14 protein-coding genes are annotated in these 14,214 nt (G+C 71.9%); 6 read left to right on the forward strand and 8 right to left on the reverse strand.

Annotated elements, in window-relative coordinates:
• Positions 1 to 787: multicopper oxidase domain-containing protein (locus VFE05_00425; protein HET6228506.1), on the reverse strand; the 787-nt coding region annotated here is incomplete at its 3' end.
• A 488-nt stretch (positions 788 to 1,275) separates the two neighbouring features.
• The gene (locus tag VFE05_00430; protein HET6228507.1) at positions 1,276 to 2,709 is read right to left on the reverse strand and encodes a class II fumarate hydratase; all 1,434 of its coding nucleotides are present in this window, start codon (positions 2,707 to 2,709) and stop codon (positions 1,276 to 1,278) included.
• A 317-nt stretch (positions 2,710 to 3,026) separates the two neighbouring features.
• On the opposite strand from VFE05_00430, the gene VFE05_00435 reads away from it, so the two are divergent.
• Positions 3,027 to 3,641: a hypothetical protein gene (locus VFE05_00435; protein HET6228508.1), complete on the forward strand. Its 615-nt coding sequence runs from the start codon at positions 3,027 to 3,029 to the stop codon at positions 3,639 to 3,641.
• On the opposite strand, the gene VFE05_00440 is transcribed toward VFE05_00435, so the two are convergent.
• Entirely contained in the window at positions 3,577 to 6,351 is a 2,775-nt protein-coding gene (locus VFE05_00440) for a BTAD domain-containing putative transcriptional regulator (protein HET6228509.1), read from the reverse strand. The genes VFE05_00435 and VFE05_00440 overlap by 65 nt on opposite strands.
• Before the next feature lie 254 nt (positions 6,352 to 6,605).
• On the opposite strand from VFE05_00440, the gene VFE05_00445 reads away from it, so the two are divergent.
• The 3 genes from VFE05_00445 (at position 6,606) to VFE05_00455 (ending at position 9,062) form a co-directional block, all read left to right on the forward strand.
• A complete protein-coding gene (locus VFE05_00445; protein ID HET6228510.1) occupies positions 6,606 to 7,322 on the forward strand; it encodes a hypothetical protein in 717 nt (238 codons plus the stop codon).
• 84 nt (positions 7,323 to 7,406) lie between these two features.
• Positions 7,407 to 8,117 carry a hypothetical protein gene (locus VFE05_00450; protein ID HET6228511.1) on the forward strand — a complete coding sequence of 237 codons (711 nt, stop codon included), beginning with the start codon at positions 7,407 to 7,409 and terminating at the stop codon, positions 8,115 to 8,117.
• Positions 8,118 to 8,363: 246 nt separating this feature from the next.
• Positions 8,364 to 9,062 carry an endonuclease/exonuclease/phosphatase family protein gene (locus VFE05_00455; GenBank protein ID HET6228512.1) on the forward strand — a complete coding sequence of 233 codons (699 nt, stop codon included), beginning with the start codon at positions 8,364 to 8,366 and terminating at the stop codon, positions 9,060 to 9,062.
• Positions 9,063 to 9,282: 220 nt separating this feature from the next.
• On the opposite strand, the gene VFE05_00460 is transcribed toward VFE05_00455, so the two are convergent.
• The 4 genes from VFE05_00460 to VFE05_00475 all read right to left on the reverse strand — a co-directional run bounded on the left by VFE05_00460 (position 9,283) and on the right by VFE05_00475 (position 11,806).
• Entirely contained in the window at positions 9,283 to 9,828 is a 546-nt protein-coding gene (locus VFE05_00460) for an HAD family acid phosphatase (protein HET6228513.1), read from the reverse strand.
• Positions 9,829 to 9,859: 31 nt separating this feature from the next.
• On the reverse strand, positions 9,860 to 10,240 hold the full coding sequence (locus VFE05_00465) for a hypothetical protein (protein HET6228514.1): 381 nt from the start codon (positions 10,238 to 10,240) through the stop codon (positions 9,860 to 9,862).
• Position 10,241: 1 nt separating this feature from the next.
• Positions 10,242 to 10,964 carry an SDR family oxidoreductase gene (locus VFE05_00470; GenBank protein HET6228515.1) on the reverse strand — a complete coding sequence of 241 codons (723 nt, stop codon included), beginning with the start codon at positions 10,962 to 10,964 and terminating at the stop codon, positions 10,242 to 10,244.
• 398 nt (positions 10,965 to 11,362) lie between these two features.
• Complete coding sequence (locus VFE05_00475; GenBank protein ID HET6228516.1) at positions 11,363 to 11,806, reverse strand: DUF983 domain-containing protein; 444 nt, start codon at positions 11,804 to 11,806, stop codon at positions 11,363 to 11,365.
• Positions 11,807 to 12,059: 253 nt separating this feature from the next.
• On the opposite strand from VFE05_00475, the gene VFE05_00480 reads away from it, so the two are divergent.
• On the forward strand, positions 12,060 to 12,245 hold the full coding sequence (locus VFE05_00480) for a hypothetical protein (protein ID HET6228517.1): 186 nt from the start codon (positions 12,060 to 12,062) through the stop codon (positions 12,243 to 12,245).
• A gap of 9 nt (positions 12,246 to 12,254) precedes the next feature.
• Here VFE05_00480 and VFE05_00485 read toward each other — a convergent pair whose 3' ends face one another.
• Positions 12,255 to 13,403, reverse strand: coding sequence for a hypothetical protein (locus tag VFE05_00485; GenBank protein ID HET6228518.1), 1,149 nt, complete (start codon positions 13,401 to 13,403; stop codon positions 12,255 to 12,257).
• 295 nt (positions 13,404 to 13,698) lie between these two features.
• Between VFE05_00485 and VFE05_00490 the strand changes: the two genes are divergently transcribed.
• Positions 13,699 to 14,214, forward strand: a 516-nt coding sequence (locus tag VFE05_00490; GenBank protein HET6228519.1) for an SIS domain-containing protein, incomplete at its 3' end; no start/stop codon positions are given.

Consider the following 14,214-nt stretch of genomic DNA (forward strand, 5'->3'; position numbering starts at 1 on the left):
AATCGATCTGCATCTCCTTGGACAGGGGGTTGCCGTCCAGCGCGAGCAGCGTCCAGCTCGTGCCCGGCATCTTCAGGTTCAGGAAGGTGTTCGCGTTGAAGTTGCCGATGTGCCAGAGCTGCTTCTGGCCCTGGGGCACCGGCAGCAGCGCGCAGGTGCTGCCGTTGATGTTGAGCAGCGTGTTGCCGATCTGGAACGACATGTCGCGCACCAGCAGCGTGCGCTCCTGCACCCCGCGGTAGCGCGGGAAGTAGGTGAGGATGCTGCCGACCATCAGCGCGCCGCTCAGCCCGCCCGCCACCTGGCTGCCGGTGCTGCCGTGCGGGTGCGGGTGATACCAGAACATGCCCTGGGTGTGGATGGCGGGCACCAGGAAGTCGTACTGCCGCGCCGGGCCCCCGGTGGGGATGTGCACGTTGGTCACGTTGTCGCCGCCTTCGGGGCGCGGCGTGACCACCAGGCCGTGGTAGTGCTGGTTGGTGTCCGCAACCTTGTCGGCCGCCTGCCACGCGGTGGCCCGCATGGCGTTCACCACCTGCAGGTCCATGCGCTGGCCCGGCTGCATGACCAGGGACGGGGCCACGAAGCTGCCGTTGTACACGTTGGTGACGAAGGTGCTGTCGCCGATGGTGTAGCGCACGGGGGCCATCCGCAGCGTGGCGCCGTGCACCGGCAGCCGCGCGGGGTCCTGCACCGTGCGGCAGCCCTGCTGCGCCGCGAGCGGGTGCGCGGCGAGCGCGGCGGCCGCCAGCACGCCGGCGAGCCGCGGGATCCTGATGTGGGGCATGTGTCTCCGGTGGACCGAAAGGTGTGGTGCCGCGGGGAGCTGCCGAAGGGACCGGCAGTGCCGCAGCGGCGCCGCATGGGGAATCGCGGCGTGTGCCCGGCGAGGAGCCGGCCCGGCAATATACGTCCTGAACCGTAAGCTGCAACGGAGACGCGTACCAGCTTCCGCAAATGGACGGGAATCACGGAAAGGCGGACGGCCGGCGGGATCTCCCCCGCCGGCCGTTTGCCGTGCATCTCACTGCTGTTCATCTACCGCGGATCGTGCAGGGTCGATGACCGCGGTCGATGCATCTACGGTAGATGTACTTCCGTCGATCATCCACGGTTGATCAACTGCCGCCGACCATCTCCTGATGATGATCTTCCGTCGATGATCGGTCGCTCGTCATCTACCGACGACGATCCGCGTTCGACGCCACCCGATCATCCACCGTCGATCATCACCGTCGATCATCCGGCGTCGGCCGAAAGGCTGAGGATGAAGCTTCAGCCTCCTCCGCCGCCGATCACACCGCCGCCGGGGATGCCGGGCTCGGTCATCTCGCGGACGTTCAGCACCTCGTCGAGCTGCTCGGCCGACAGGAGGCCGCGGCGCTTCACGACGTCGCGCACGCTCTCGAAGTTCTTGGCGGATTCCTTGGCGACGGAGGCCGCCTCGTCGTAGCCGATGTACGCGTTGAGCGCGGTGGCGATGGCCGGGTTCTTCTCCAGCAGCTCGCGGCAGCGGTCGCGGTTGGCGCCGATGCCGTTCACCGCGTTGGTGCGGAAGGCGTCGCAGCCGCGAGCCAGGATGTCTACCGACTGGAGGAAGTTGTGCGCCATCACCGGCATCATCACGTTCAGCTCGAAGTTGCCGTGCTGGCCCGCCACGGTCACCGCCACGTGGTTCCCCATGACCTGGGCGCACAGCATCATCATCGCCTCGCTCATCACCGGGTTCACCTTCCCCGGCATGATGGACGAGCCCGGCTGGATGGCCGGCAGCGTGATCTCGGCCAGGCCCGACGTGGGCCCGCTCGCCAGCCAGCGGACGTCGTTCGCGATCTTGAGCAGCGACACCGCCAGCGTGTTCAGCGCGCCCGACGCGGAGACGTACGCGTCCTTGGCCCCCTGCGCCTCGAAGTGGTTCTCGGCCTCGCGGAACGCCAACCCGGTGAGGCGGGAGATGTTCTCGATGGTCTTCGCGGGAAAGCCGGGGACGGCGTTGGTGCCGGTGCCCACCGCGGTGCCGCCCAGCGCAAGCTCGGCCAGCTCCTCGCTGGCGTTGCGCAGGCGGCGGATGCCGTGGTCCACCTGGCTCGCGTAGCCGCCGAACTCCTGGCCCAGGCGCACGGGCGTGGCGTCCATGAGGTGCGTGCGGCCGCTCTTCACCACGTCGTCGAACTCCTCGGCCTTGGCGAGCAGCGCGTCGCGCAGCCGCTCCAGCGCGGGGATCAGGTCGTCGTGGATGGCGACGCGGGCGGCCACGTGCATGGCCGTGGGGATCACGTCGTTGGAGCTCTGCCCCATGTTGACGTGGTCGTTGGGGTGCACCGCCTTGGCGCCCTCGCCCCGGAGCTGCGCGGCGCGGTGGGCGATGACCTCGTTCGCGTTCATGTTGCTGCTGGTGCCGCTGCCCGTCTGGAAGACGTCGAGCACGAAGTGCGCGTCCAGCGCGCCACTCACCACCTCGTCCGCGGCGCGCTCGATGGCGTCCGCGGCGCCCGCGTCCAGCAGCCCCATCTCGCGATTGGCCTGGGCGGCGGCCCTCTTCACGGTGCCCAGCGCGGCCACGAACCGCCGCGGAAAACGAAGGCCGCTGATGGGGAAGTTCTCCACCGCGCGCTGCGTCTGCGCGCCGTACAGCGCGTCGGCCGGCACCTGCATCTCGCCCAGCGAGTCCTTCTCGGTACGGAAGCCGCCAGTTGCGTTATCGGACATGGGGATGATCCTCGGGTCGGTTCTCTGGAGTCGGTTCCTTCGCGCCCGTGCGTGCCCGCACCCCGCGCGAGAAGCCCGTCAAGATGGCGGGCGGGACCGCGCCGCGAAAGACCGCGGGATCGTCCCGCCCTCCGGCCCGCGAGCCGCGCGGCACACGCCCGCGAAAAGTGAGGGCAGGCGCATGACCTTGCGGTGCAACGGGTTGAGAGCAGCACCACAGGAGGTTGAGGGCGACCGGCTAACGTGGAGGGACCGGACGGGGATGCCGTATGGCGCTCTGCCATCGTCCCCGCCGCCCAACCAGGAGGCGCCCCCACATGCCGACCGATCCCATCGTGTTCAAGCCCAGGCTCAAGATCAACGCCCACGACCTGCGCCGCGCCGCCGACGCCGCCGAGAGCATCCGCGGGCCCGAGGGCAAGCCGATGTACGTGGCCGCCAGCGCCGAGGGAGGGCTGGAGATCTACTCGGAGCCGCCGGAAGGCGGATACCTGTTCGAGGTGGACACGTTCGAGCAGGGGGTGGGCAGGCCGCACCCCACGGCGGTGATCGTCGTCGACTGCCATGGCCAGACCATGGACCTGGCGCACGGCTACGACGCGGTGTTCTGGAGTGAGGCGGCGGTGGAGAAGTTCCTGCTCCCGTACTACGCCTCCAAGTCCATGTGGGACGCGGCCGCCGCGCTCAAGAACCTCTCGCAGAAGTGGTACGGCAAGGTCCCCGACGACGGAGACGACGACGGCGACGACGCCACGCCCGTGGACGGCGCCACGCTTCCGTTCGCCGTGGCCCACATGCCGGATTCCGAGTACCAGATGCAGTCGCCCAACTCGTCCATCCACGTGCTGTGGTCCGACGGGAACGGGGTCATCGCGACGCCGGTGCCGGAGCCTGTTCCCTCGCCGGCGCTGGCTGCCGTGGCAACTGCGTGAGCAGGGGGTCGCGGGCGGCGAACGGCCGCAGGGCCGGCCGCCGCGCGAAGCTCCACCGGAGCAGCGCGCGGGCCGCGCCGGCCTCACCCAGCCGCAGCCGCACCACGGCTTCGTCGTACGCGAGCGAAACCCGCAGGTCCGGGTCCGTCCCCGCGGCGCCGCGGGCGCGGGCGAGGAGGGCCCGTGCCGCGTCCGCATCGCCCTCCCGGGCGGCGACCGCGGCGGCCACCGCCAGCCGGAACGCAGGGCTGTACGGCCGGCCCTGCCGGCGGGCGCGCTCCGGAGGGTCCAGCCGGTCCAGCTCGGCCAGCAGCGCCAGGGCTTCGTCGAGACGCCCCGGACGCGAGGGGTCGGCGCGCAGCAGGGTGAGCCGGCACTCCACGAACCGCCAGTCCGCGGGGAAGCGGCGGTGCGCCTCGGCGCACAGGCTGCGCGCCTGCGGGTAGTCGGCCGCGTACAGGGCGCCGAAGTAGAGGCGCGACAGGATGGCGTCGGCGTCGTCCAGCCACGCGTCCTCGCTCATGGCCTTCCGCGCCGCGGAAGCCGCCTCGGCGGCCCGGCCGCGGTATCGCAGCACCTGGCTGAGCTGGCTCCAGGCGCCCGCCAGGCGCGGGTCGCCCGCGATGGCCGCGCGCAGGTCGCGTTCGGCGGCCTCCACGCCGGCGGTCTGTCCCGCGCTGTCCACGGGCGCTAGGGCCTGCGCGAAGCGCACGCTGCCGCGTAGCTCCAGGGCCAGCGGGTCCGCCGGCCGGAGCGCCAGGGCACGCCCCGCGTACGAAAGCGCCGCGGCCTGGCTCCCCGCGGTCTCGCGCACCAGCGGCGCGCGCCGGAGCGCGATCCAGCCGCGCTGCACCGTGGGGCGCGTCCACTCCGGGTCCATGCGCTCCGCCGCCGCCAGCAGCGAGTCGGCACGGTCCAGCAGGCGCAGCACGCCGTCCCGAGCCAGCGCGTCGTCCGACTTCTGGAGGCTCGCCGCGTCGTCGCTCGCCTGCTCGGCTTCCAGCACGGCGCGCCACGCCGCGGCGCTCTTCGTCTCCGCGGCGGTGCGGCGCAGGTGCACCTCGGTTCCCACGCGGCGACGCAGGAAGACCGAGACGGAGTCCGCCAGGGCATCCTCGAGCGAGAAGACGTCGCGGAGCGCGTGCGTGAGCGTGCGGCTCTCCACGTGGGCCTGGGTGCGGGCGTCCACGAGGTCCACCGTCACGCGCACGCTGTCGCCGGAGCGCTGCACGCTCCCTTCCACCACGGTGCCGGCCTGGAGGTCCGCGACCACGCGCGAGAGCGGCACCGTGCCGCCGCGGTACGGCTTCACCCCGTTGCGGGAGATGACCTCCAGCGCCGGCACCTGGCCGAGCGCGTGGATGAGCGACTCGGTGAGCCCCGCCGCCAGGTAGCCCAGCTCGCCGCCGCGGCTGTCGTCGTCGAAGTACAGCACGGCGATGCGGCGCGGATCGTACCCGCCCGCCACGGGCGGCGCGGGCTCCTCTCCCCGCCGCGCGAACGCCAGCACCGCACCCAGCATCAGCCCCGCCGCGGCCCCGAGTCGCACCCTCGCCCGCCACTTCGCCCTCCATCCCACCCGCCGCGCCTCCTCTTCCGCGCCCCGCCGGCCCGCACCGAACTCCGGCGCGGCCCCGCGGGGCGCGGCCACATCTGCCACGCCCACCGGCTCGTCCACGGGAAAGCGCTCCGACGCGCCATCGGGCCGCTCCGCCACGTGGTCTGGGCCGGCATATCCTGCGACGGCCGGTGGGCGATCCCCGGTGTCCCGCTCGCCCGTCGCCGCCGCAAGTCCATCCACGGAAACGGGAACGGCATCGACACCCTGCACGGCGGACGACGGCGGCGGTTCGGCCAACGTGTTGACGGCCTGGGCGTCCGCTCCCGTTCCGGCCGGATCCCCATCTCCCGAACCCGCTTCGTTCCCGGCCGGCGACACGCCCGGCTCGGGGGACGAGGCGTGCTCGTGGACGGCGGGTCCGGTGATAACGGAGGGGACGACGGATGCGGAGGCCGGCGAGGCGGGCTTGGGGACGCGGACGGGCTCGGTCTTCAGGCGGTCCACGAGGTCGAGGAAGTCGTCGTCGGGTTCGACGCCCACCTCGGCGTCCAGGTAGGCGACGTGCGACTGCGCGAACCAGAGCGCCGCGCCGCGCTCGCCCGCGGCGTCCAGCGCCTGCATGAGCCGCATGCCCACGCGGCTGTTGGACGGGTCGAGGACGGTAAGGCGGCGCCACCACTCCGCGGCTTCGGCGGGGCTGCCTTCGGTTTCGCGGGCATCCGCCAGGCACTCCAGCGCGCGGGAATGCGTCCGGGCCAGCCGCGCCCGCTCGCCCTCGGCCCACTGCTCGAACTCCGCCGCGCCGGGCACGAAGAAGCCGTCCAGGAAGGGCCCCCGGTAGAGCCGCGCGGCCTGCTCCACCGCGCCCTGGTCGATGTGCGCCTCGAACTCCTCCACGTCGCTGCGCACCACCTCGCCGTTCAGCCCCACCTCGTCGCCCGCGCTCACGAACGCGCCGGCGCCCAGCTCCTTCCGCAGCACGTACAGCGACTCCGACAGCAGGTGGCGCGCGGCGGCCGTGCGGTGGTCGGCCCACAGCAGCCCGATCAGCCGCTCGCGCCCCACGGTCCGGCCCCGCGCCACGGCCAGGATCGCCAATAGGGCGATGCGGCGCTTGTGCGCGGCCTTGCCGTCCACCGGTCCGTTCACGCCGGTCAACGCAGCCCCGCCCAACAGATTGAGAGCAAACATCAGATGTGGTTGATAGCGGAGATACAGCGGCGGGACAGGAGGTTGAGGCGTGCCGGTCATAGTTAACGCAGCATGGCGAACGAGCGCAACCCGCCAGTTCGCGATGCACCCGGGAAGGAGACGCCGCGCGGCCGCCGGACCGATCTCCCGCCCGCCGCGGACCCACCGAGGGGTCCGCACCACCCGATCCTTTTCTTTACCGGAGAAACACCATGCCCAGCGCCAGCAAGTACCAGGTGAACATCACGATGGACCAGGCCACCGCCGACACGCTCAGCGGGCAGGAGTACCAGCTCTACGGGTTCAAGGCGGTGACCGGGCCCGGCACCGGCAGGCCCGTGGTATGGTTCGCCACCGGCACGTTTGGCCTGAACACCGCCGTGAAGTGGTCGGAGTCGTACCGCGTGTTCACGTCGCGGACCGCCGACATTGGCCCCAACACCCAGGTGTCGGTGGACAACGACTACGACGCGGCCCTCACGTCCGTGCTCAACGTCGACTCTTCCACGGGCACCGGCACCGTAGTGGACGGCGGCCCGGCGGACAGCATCTCGGTGAACAACGGCACCAGCACGCCCTTCTCCTGCGGGCTCTCGCTGCTCCAGGCCGACGGCACCTACGCCCCGCTGGCCGTATTCCCGCTCTTCGGCCACAACGAGGACGAGATGGTCCCCGTGGAGAAGGTCTTCCTGATGTTCGCGTCCAGCACGGTCGACACGGGCACCGTCATCGAGAAGTCGTTCTCGCAGGGCATCCTCATCGACCTGACGGGTGCCCCCGCGGACGCCTCGGGCACGGTCACCCGCACCGTGGCGTACGACCTGAACGCGGGCTGGAGCAACAACCTGGCCGTGTGGGGGACGGTGCTGGACCCGAACACCGACCTCGTCCCGCTTCTCATCGGCGGGCAGGTGCCGGCGAGCGTGTGACCCCGGCCGCGGGCGTCCGCCGCTCTTGCCGGCGGCGGATGCCCGCGGCGCTGCCTACCTCACCTTCTCCGCGCGAGGCCGCCGATGACCGACTCCGCTCCCGAAGTTTCCGTCCGAATGAGCCAGGAGACGCTGGATGCGCTCGCCGCCTCGGGGTGCTTCCTGTACGGCCTGTCGGCGGTGCGCTCGGCCGACGGCGCGGGCCGGCCCGCGCCGTGGCTCCAGACGGACAAGTATGCCATGCACACCAGGGTGCAGCTTCCGCGCGAGCTCCTGGCCTTCACCTCGCCCCGAACGCCTCCGCTGCTGGACGGCGTCCGCGTGGAGCCCGGCTTCCACGTTCCCGCACGCGCGGGGCAGACGCTGGTGGCCGGGCTTGCCGGGGGTGGCGGCGAGATGCGGGAGTGGGGAGCGGCGGACGCGATCTCGCTGCTCAACACCACGGCCGGCCCGCTCACGGGCGGGCTGGCCTGCACGGCCGGGGGCGAGGCCACGCCGCTGTACGTGGCACCGCTGCACGGGGGATGGCTCCAGATCGTGGTGCCGCTTCCCAAACTCCTGCTCTTCGTCTCGCCCTACCCGGCGCCGCCGGGAACGGTGGTCGCCACGTCCACCGGTCCCGGCGTGCTGGTCACTTTCACGCCCGGCGCGGAGTGCGCCCTGGAGTTCGACGCCGACCAGGGGTGGAGCTGGCCCCAGGGCGTCCGTGCGCACGCGGTCCCGGCGCAGAGCGACCTGGTACGGCTGCTGGTGGAGTATCCCGCCCCCGACGGGCCGGCGGCCGGCGCCGGCTGACCGCAAACACCGACGCACCGGGACCGCACCTCCGCGGTCCGGCATCCTCATGGAACGAGAACATCAGGACGTTATCGGTATGCCACTCACCAGCTACCTCTACGAGGCCCCAATGGGTGCCGGCTCTTCGTATCGAACAGCAACAACGGTGTGCCGTAAGGCAGCGTTGATCATCCATTGCCGCTTCTGAACGGCGGCCTGTCCGCCGGTGCCCAACCACCTACCTGAACAGAAGGGTGTCCGACCATGAACGTGACCACTTGGAACATGCAGGGCAGCAATGCCAGCACTGAGGTGAAGTGGCAGACGGGCGTGCTGAACCTGATGCAATCGACCTACCCCTGGCGCCCCGACGTCATATGCTTGCAGGAGTGCGGAGGTGCTCCGCCAAGCGGGACGCTGCTTTTCTCGGCTCCGTTCATGTCGCCCGCAGGAGTCGCAACGTCCGTAGAGGTCTACGCCTGGGGCGGAACGCAGAGCCGCCCTGCCGCGTGGGTCGCCTTCCACCAGTGGGACATCCTCGGGAATCGCGTCAACCTCGCCATCGTGACGCGGCAGGGTGTTCCCGCGCCGGGCGACGTCGTTCTGGCGTGGCCGGCCGGCGGCCCGACGTGGCGGCCCGTGCTGGGTTTGCGTACGGGGGGAGCTATGGTGTTTTCCTGTCACGCCATCTCCCCGGGTGGCGCCGACGCACCCGGTCTGGTTGCCGCGGCCCAAGGTGCTACCGGCGCGCTTCAGTGGGTGGTTGCTGGGGACTTCAACCGGGTGCCCGATGCGTTCGCGCCGGTGGGCAGCGTCGTCTGCCCGGCCACCAGCCCCACGTACCCGGCCACGAACCCGACCAGCGAATACGATTTCGCGATTCGCAGCGGCGCGGCGGCCGTCAATGGGGCCGTCCTCGATCTGTACTTGAGCGACCATTTGCCGGTGGCTTACATCTTCTGAGGACGCTCAGTTCGGCCCTTGCTAAGCGGTCGCTGCTCCACTGCGCCCGAGAGCTCTAGAATGCGTTCGCAGGGTGACATACGTCGGACAGCTTCTCCCGGTTGAACGTCACCGGAGTTTCTCCCGGGGCAGCGACCCCGGGCGGGCAGCGCGGCAGCACGCCACGAAAGTGGGGCCGGGTCTCCACCGGCCCCATTCTCGTCCTCGGAAACGTGGGGCCTCAGCCTTCCGCGCCGTCCTTCTCACCCGCGCCGGAAAGGCGACGGGCGTCCTGCGCCTCCAGCGCCTCGGCGGCGGCCTGCATGCCGGCGCCGTACAGGAAGACGGGGACACCGGCCACTCGCAGCGCCTCGGCCACGTCGATGCGGTCCTCGAAGGCGCACACCAGCTCGAAGTCGCGGCGCAGCTCGACGATCTTCTCGGTCTTCATCTCGCCCGCGGGGCGCCAGTCGCCGTGGGCGGGGCGCATCACCAGGCGGTCGTACTCGTCCAGCCCGTTGGCCTTGAGCCAGCGCTCGGTCTTCTCGCGCGTGAACTCCGGCCGGCCGGTCAGGTAGATGATGCGCACCCCGGCCGCCCGCAGCGCGTGCAGCACCTCGATGCTGGCGGCGATGGGGGCGTCCTGGTCGACCGCGTCGAAGTACGAGTCCCAGTCGCGCGCCCGCCCCCGCTCCACCTCCACGAAGTGCGCCCGCGCCCGGTCGTCGGCCAGCGTGCCGTCCAGGTCCCAGATCACCGCCTTGGGCTTCGTCTTCCGCTCGCTCACCGCCACACTCCGTCTCTCGCGTCGCCGCGCATCACCCGAACCCGAACGCTCCGCCGCTGTGCTCCTGCCATGCGCGGAAGCCATCCATCTCCTCGCCCTCGTCCAGCGCTTCGCGGCCGTGCGCCACCGGCTTCCACGAGCGGAAGGTCGCCGCGGTGAGCGGCACGTGGCCGATGCCGAAGGTCTCGTCGTGCACGGTGCCCAGCGAGAGGTCTGCCGTGGAGACGGCAGACGGCCGCTCGGGAAAGTGCTCGCGGTAGAGCCGCACGTGCACCATGCCGGGCGTGAACGCCAGCACCTTCACGATCGCGAACGTGCCGTCGCCGCTATCGACCGAGCAGACGTCGCCCGGCTCCCACGCGCCGTCGTCCGCCCGCCCGAAGACGCGGCGGAGCATCGAGCGAAGGTCCATGCTACTTCTGCGGCGGGGCGCTGGGGCGGATCTCGATACGCGACGGGAGCGCGTTCGAGGGGAAGCGCAGCAGCTCCAGCACCAGCCGGGCGATGTCTTCGGGCTGGATCATCCAGTCGTTCTGCGGCGAGGGCTCCTTGCCGTTGAAGTACGTGTTCACGCTGCCCGGCATGATGTAGTTCACGCGGATGCCGTGCTGCCGCACGTCCAGCATCAGCGCCTCGCTGAAGCCCACCAGGCCGAACTTGCTGGCATTGTACGCCGCGCCGCCCGCGAACGCGTTCTTCCCCGCCAGCGACGCGATGTTGATGATCCACCCCCCCTTGCCGCGCATGTGCGGGATGGCCTCGCGGCAGCAGTAGAAGACGCCGCTTAGGTTGGTCTCCAGGATCTGGTCCCACTGGTCCACGTCCATCTCGTCCACCGCCGCGAAGCCGCCCACGCCCGCGTTGTTCACCAGCACGTCCAGGCCGCCCAGCTCGGCAACGGTGGTCTCCACCATCCGCCGCACGTCGTCGTGGTCGCGCACGTCGCAGCGCACGCCCAGCACGCGCCCGCCGCCCTCCGCCGTCATCTCCTGCGCGGCGGCGACGACTTCGTCCTCGTGGCGCGAGGTGATCACCACGTTCAGCCCCGCGCCCGCCAGCGCCTGGGCGATCGCCCGCCCGATTCCCTTGCTGCCGCCCGTCACCACCGCGGCCCTGCCCCGCAGCTCGTCCGCCATGTGCCCGCCGTTCCGGAGATTCGTGGATGCTCGAGATGATGCGCGTGTGGAAGCGCGGCGAGGGCTGCACTGGGCGTGCCAGGGAGGCCCTCACCCGGCTCGTAAAACTCGCCTGCCCTCCCCCGCAAGCGGGGGAAGGCGGCCCTTGGCGCATGCCCGGGCTTGGTAGGGGTCGAGCGGCTGGCGTCGCGGCCGATCGTCCGGCACACTCGCGCTGCGCGCTGCGGGAGGGTGCGGGTCGGCGGAGGCGGAGCGGATTGAAGGTCTGCGGAACGGCCGGGCGATGCGGATCGGGAGATGGGATCGCTGCGTTCCGCGTCCGCATCCGACGTGGAGGCAACCGACGGCGCGAGCGGAGATGCGAGGTGTCGGGAGATGCGCGGCCCCGCATCTCCCGATCAGCGGCTCGTGTCGGGCGGGAGGCCGGCGGCTTCGGGGTGCTCCAGCTCGTCGGGGGTGACGGGGTGGAGGAGGATGTCGATGGCCATCCACAGGGTGCGGGAGACGGGCAGGAAGACGATGGGCGCCAGGACCATCAGCGCGACGCCGCCGTACTGGAGGAAGTTCCACGGCACCACCGGGTGCATCGCGACGAGGACGCCCACGATCAGCAGGGCGAGGACGCCCTCGGAGAGCGCGATGTTGAAGACCATGGCGCCCAGGAAGAAGTCCGGCTTCCCGCGATCCGTGCGCAGCCCGCAGCGGGGGCAGCGGGCCCGCGGGCGGGACCACGACTCCAGCAGCGGCCCGCCGCCGCAGAAAGCGCAGCGCACCCGGGCGCCGCGCGCCAGCATGGTGCCGAGAGGCGGATGCGGAAGGCCGCGGGGGTTCGGTTCGCTCATTCGGATGCTGCCGGGCTGCGGGTCGTGGCGTGGAGCGCGGGCACCGCCGCCCGCGCCGCACGAAGCTCGCCCCGCGGCGGCGCACGGGCAAGCGCCCCCGCCATCTCCCGGCGAGCCTCCGCGCCCTCTCGCGCACGCTGGCACGGGCGATGCGCCCGGCGTCTTGCCGCGGGGCGCGGGGGCCGCTTAGTTTGGCGCGCCGGCTGCCCCAACCGATCCGGACGCAAGCGGCACATCCCCTTCGGAGCCTGAAATGAAGCTTCTCCTCGTTGCCGGCGTGATCATCGTGCTGCCCGGCCTGGTCGCGCTCATCTACGCAGCCTTCAGCGGCAACCACTTCCTGCTGCACGCCGCCATGTTCAGCGTGGGCCTGAACCTGCTGCCCTTCATCGCCGGCGCGCTGCTCATGCGCGGCAAGAACGTGGGCACCGGCCACTGAGGTCCTGCCTCAGCGCACCAGCGTAAGCTCGCGCGGATACAGCAGCAGGAGCCGTCCCCCGGCGTCGAACGCGGCGTCGAGGGGCGGCTTCTCCGCGTTGGAGACCACCGCGCCCGTGGCCGCATCCAGCACGCGCAGGCCGCCGCCGTCGGCCGCGGTGGAGAACACGGCCAGCCGCGTGCCCCGCGGCGAGAGCCGCACCCGCACGGGCGCCTCCAGCTCCAGCTGCCGCAGGCTCACGCGCCACCGCTCGGCCAGCCCGCCCGCGCCCGGCTTCAGCGCGAACACGCTCCCCTTCCCGCCCCCTTCCGCGTACCCGAACACCGTCTCCTCGCGCCCCACGGCCAGGAAGCGCACGGGCAGGTCCTCGTCCGCCGTACCCAGCATGCGGCCGGACTGCGCGTCGAGGGTGCGGATGGCGGGGTCGGCATCCTCCACCGTGTCGGCGGCGAGCGCCAGGTACACGCGGTCGCCCAGGGGGGAGACGGCGAGCGCGGTGGCGGCGGGGCCGGCTTCCGGCCAGCCCCAGCGCGGCAGGAGCTGCACGGGCCCCAGGCCCATCACTCCGCCGTGCCGGACGGCGGCGTAGATCCAGCGTCCCTTGGGATCGCGCGCGAGAGGGCCGGCGGGGCGCCAGTTCCGCTCTCGCCCGGCGTGCCCCGTCGCCGCCTCGAGCAGCGACACCGCCGCGGAGCCGCTGTCGGCGTAGAGGCGGCCCGTCACGTCCCACAGCGGCGCGGGGATGGGAACGCCCTTCCCCACCGTCATGGTGGACGGCGGACGGTTCGGCGTGGTGTCCACCACCGTCGCGCGGCCCGGCTCCACGATCCACGCCCGCCCCCGTCCGTCGATGCGCAGCCCCGCGCCCGCATGCACCGCCGCCGGCAACGCGATGCTGCGCGACGCCTTGACGGCAGCGCCTTCGTGGTGGCAGGCGGCGAGCAGGAGGAGAAGCAGGCCCTCACCCGGCGGCCTGAGAGCCGCCACCCTCTCGCGCAAGCGGGAGAAGGGACGTACTGCGGGGGTGGTCGAGGCTTCAGCGGCGGCGCGGTGCTGGGGCGGCGTCTCGACGGATGCGTTGGGGCGCATCGGGCGGATCGCGCGGGCGAGTGCGGCGACGGCGCGACGGGAGATGGAGATGCGGGGGATGGGGCGCATCGCATCGGCGTCCGACAATCCGGAGGCAGGATGTGCGGGGCCGCGCCTCTCCGCGCATGGGATGACGTGTGCGGAGCCGTGCGTCTGCCGTGGGGTGCTGCGGTGCATCTGCCGTCCGGTTCGGTGGATTCGGGGCGTGCGGCGGCGGAGGCCCCGCGCCGCACCGGGAGAGCGCAACGGCGGTGCCACGCGGGCGGCGCTCCCCTCCGGCGGCGCGAGGCGATAGATTGGGCGCCGCGGCGTGCTGGCCGGGCGCGCGTCCGCATCCGCACTCCACGAGCGTTCTCACGCACAGATGAGCCCCACCGAGCAGCTCGACCTGATCCGCGACGCGCTGGAAGACTCGGCGCGGGTGAAGCTGGCCATGCGCGACATGGCGCCCGACGTGCTGCGCGTGGCCGGGCGCATCGCCGATGCGTACCGCGCGGGGAACCGGCTGTACGCGTGCGGCAACGGCGGCTCCGCGTGCGACGCCATGCACCTGGTGGAGGAGCTGGTCGCCCGCTACAAGCGCGACCGGCCGGGCCTGGCCGCGCACCACCTGCTGGACGCGCCCACGCTCACCTGCTGGAGCAACGACTACGACTTCCAGACGGCCTTCCGCCGCCAGGTCGAGAGCATGGCGCGCCCCGGCGACGTGCTGGTCGCCATCAGCACCAGCGGCAGCTCGCCCAACGTGGTGATGGCCGTGGAGGCCGCGGCCGAGCGCGGCGCCGTGACGGTGGCGCTCACGGGCCGCGACGGCGGGCGCATGCGCGACCTGTGCGACGAGGCGCTGGTGGTGCCCTCGAACGCCACGGAGCGCATCCAG

This window comes from Longimicrobiaceae bacterium, from assembly GCA_035696245.1.
Classification (GTDB): Bacteria; Gemmatimonadota; Gemmatimonadetes; order Longimicrobiales; family Longimicrobiaceae; genus DASRQW01.

Bases quoted from the DNA above. Each gene is read 5' to 3' on its own strand.
- VFE05_00430 (HET6228507.1), bottom strand. From the start codon at position 2,709: ATGTCCGATAACGCAACTGGCGGCTTCCGTACCGAGAAGGACTCGCTG.
- VFE05_00435 (HET6228508.1), top strand. From the start codon at position 3,027: ATGCCGACCGATCCCATCGTGTTCAAGCCCAGGCTCAAGATCAACGCC.
- VFE05_00445 (HET6228510.1), top strand. From the start codon at position 6,606: ATGCCCAGCGCCAGCAAGTACCAGGTGAACATCACGATGGACCAGGCC.
- VFE05_00450 (HET6228511.1), top strand. From the start codon at position 7,407: ATGACCGACTCCGCTCCCGAAGTTTCCGTCCGAATGAGCCAGGAGACG.
- VFE05_00455 (HET6228512.1), top strand. From the start codon at position 8,364: ATGAACGTGACCACTTGGAACATGCAGGGCAGCAATGCCAGCACTGAG.
- VFE05_00465 (HET6228514.1), bottom strand. From the start codon at position 10,240: ATGGACCTTCGCTCGATGCTCCGCCGCGTCTTCGGGCGGGCGGACGAC.
- VFE05_00470 (HET6228515.1), bottom strand. From the start codon at position 10,964: ATGGCGGACGAGCTGCGGGGCAGGGCCGCGGTGGTGACGGGCGGCAGC.
- VFE05_00475 (HET6228516.1), bottom strand. From the start codon at position 11,806: ATGAGCGAACCGAACCCCCGCGGCCTTCCGCATCCGCCTCTCGGCACC.
- VFE05_00480 (HET6228517.1), top strand. From the start codon at position 12,060: ATGAAGCTTCTCCTCGTTGCCGGCGTGATCATCGTGCTGCCCGGCCTG.
- VFE05_00485 (HET6228518.1), bottom strand. From the start codon at position 13,403: ATGCGCCCCATCCCCCGCATCTCCATCTCCCGTCGCGCCGTCGCCGCA.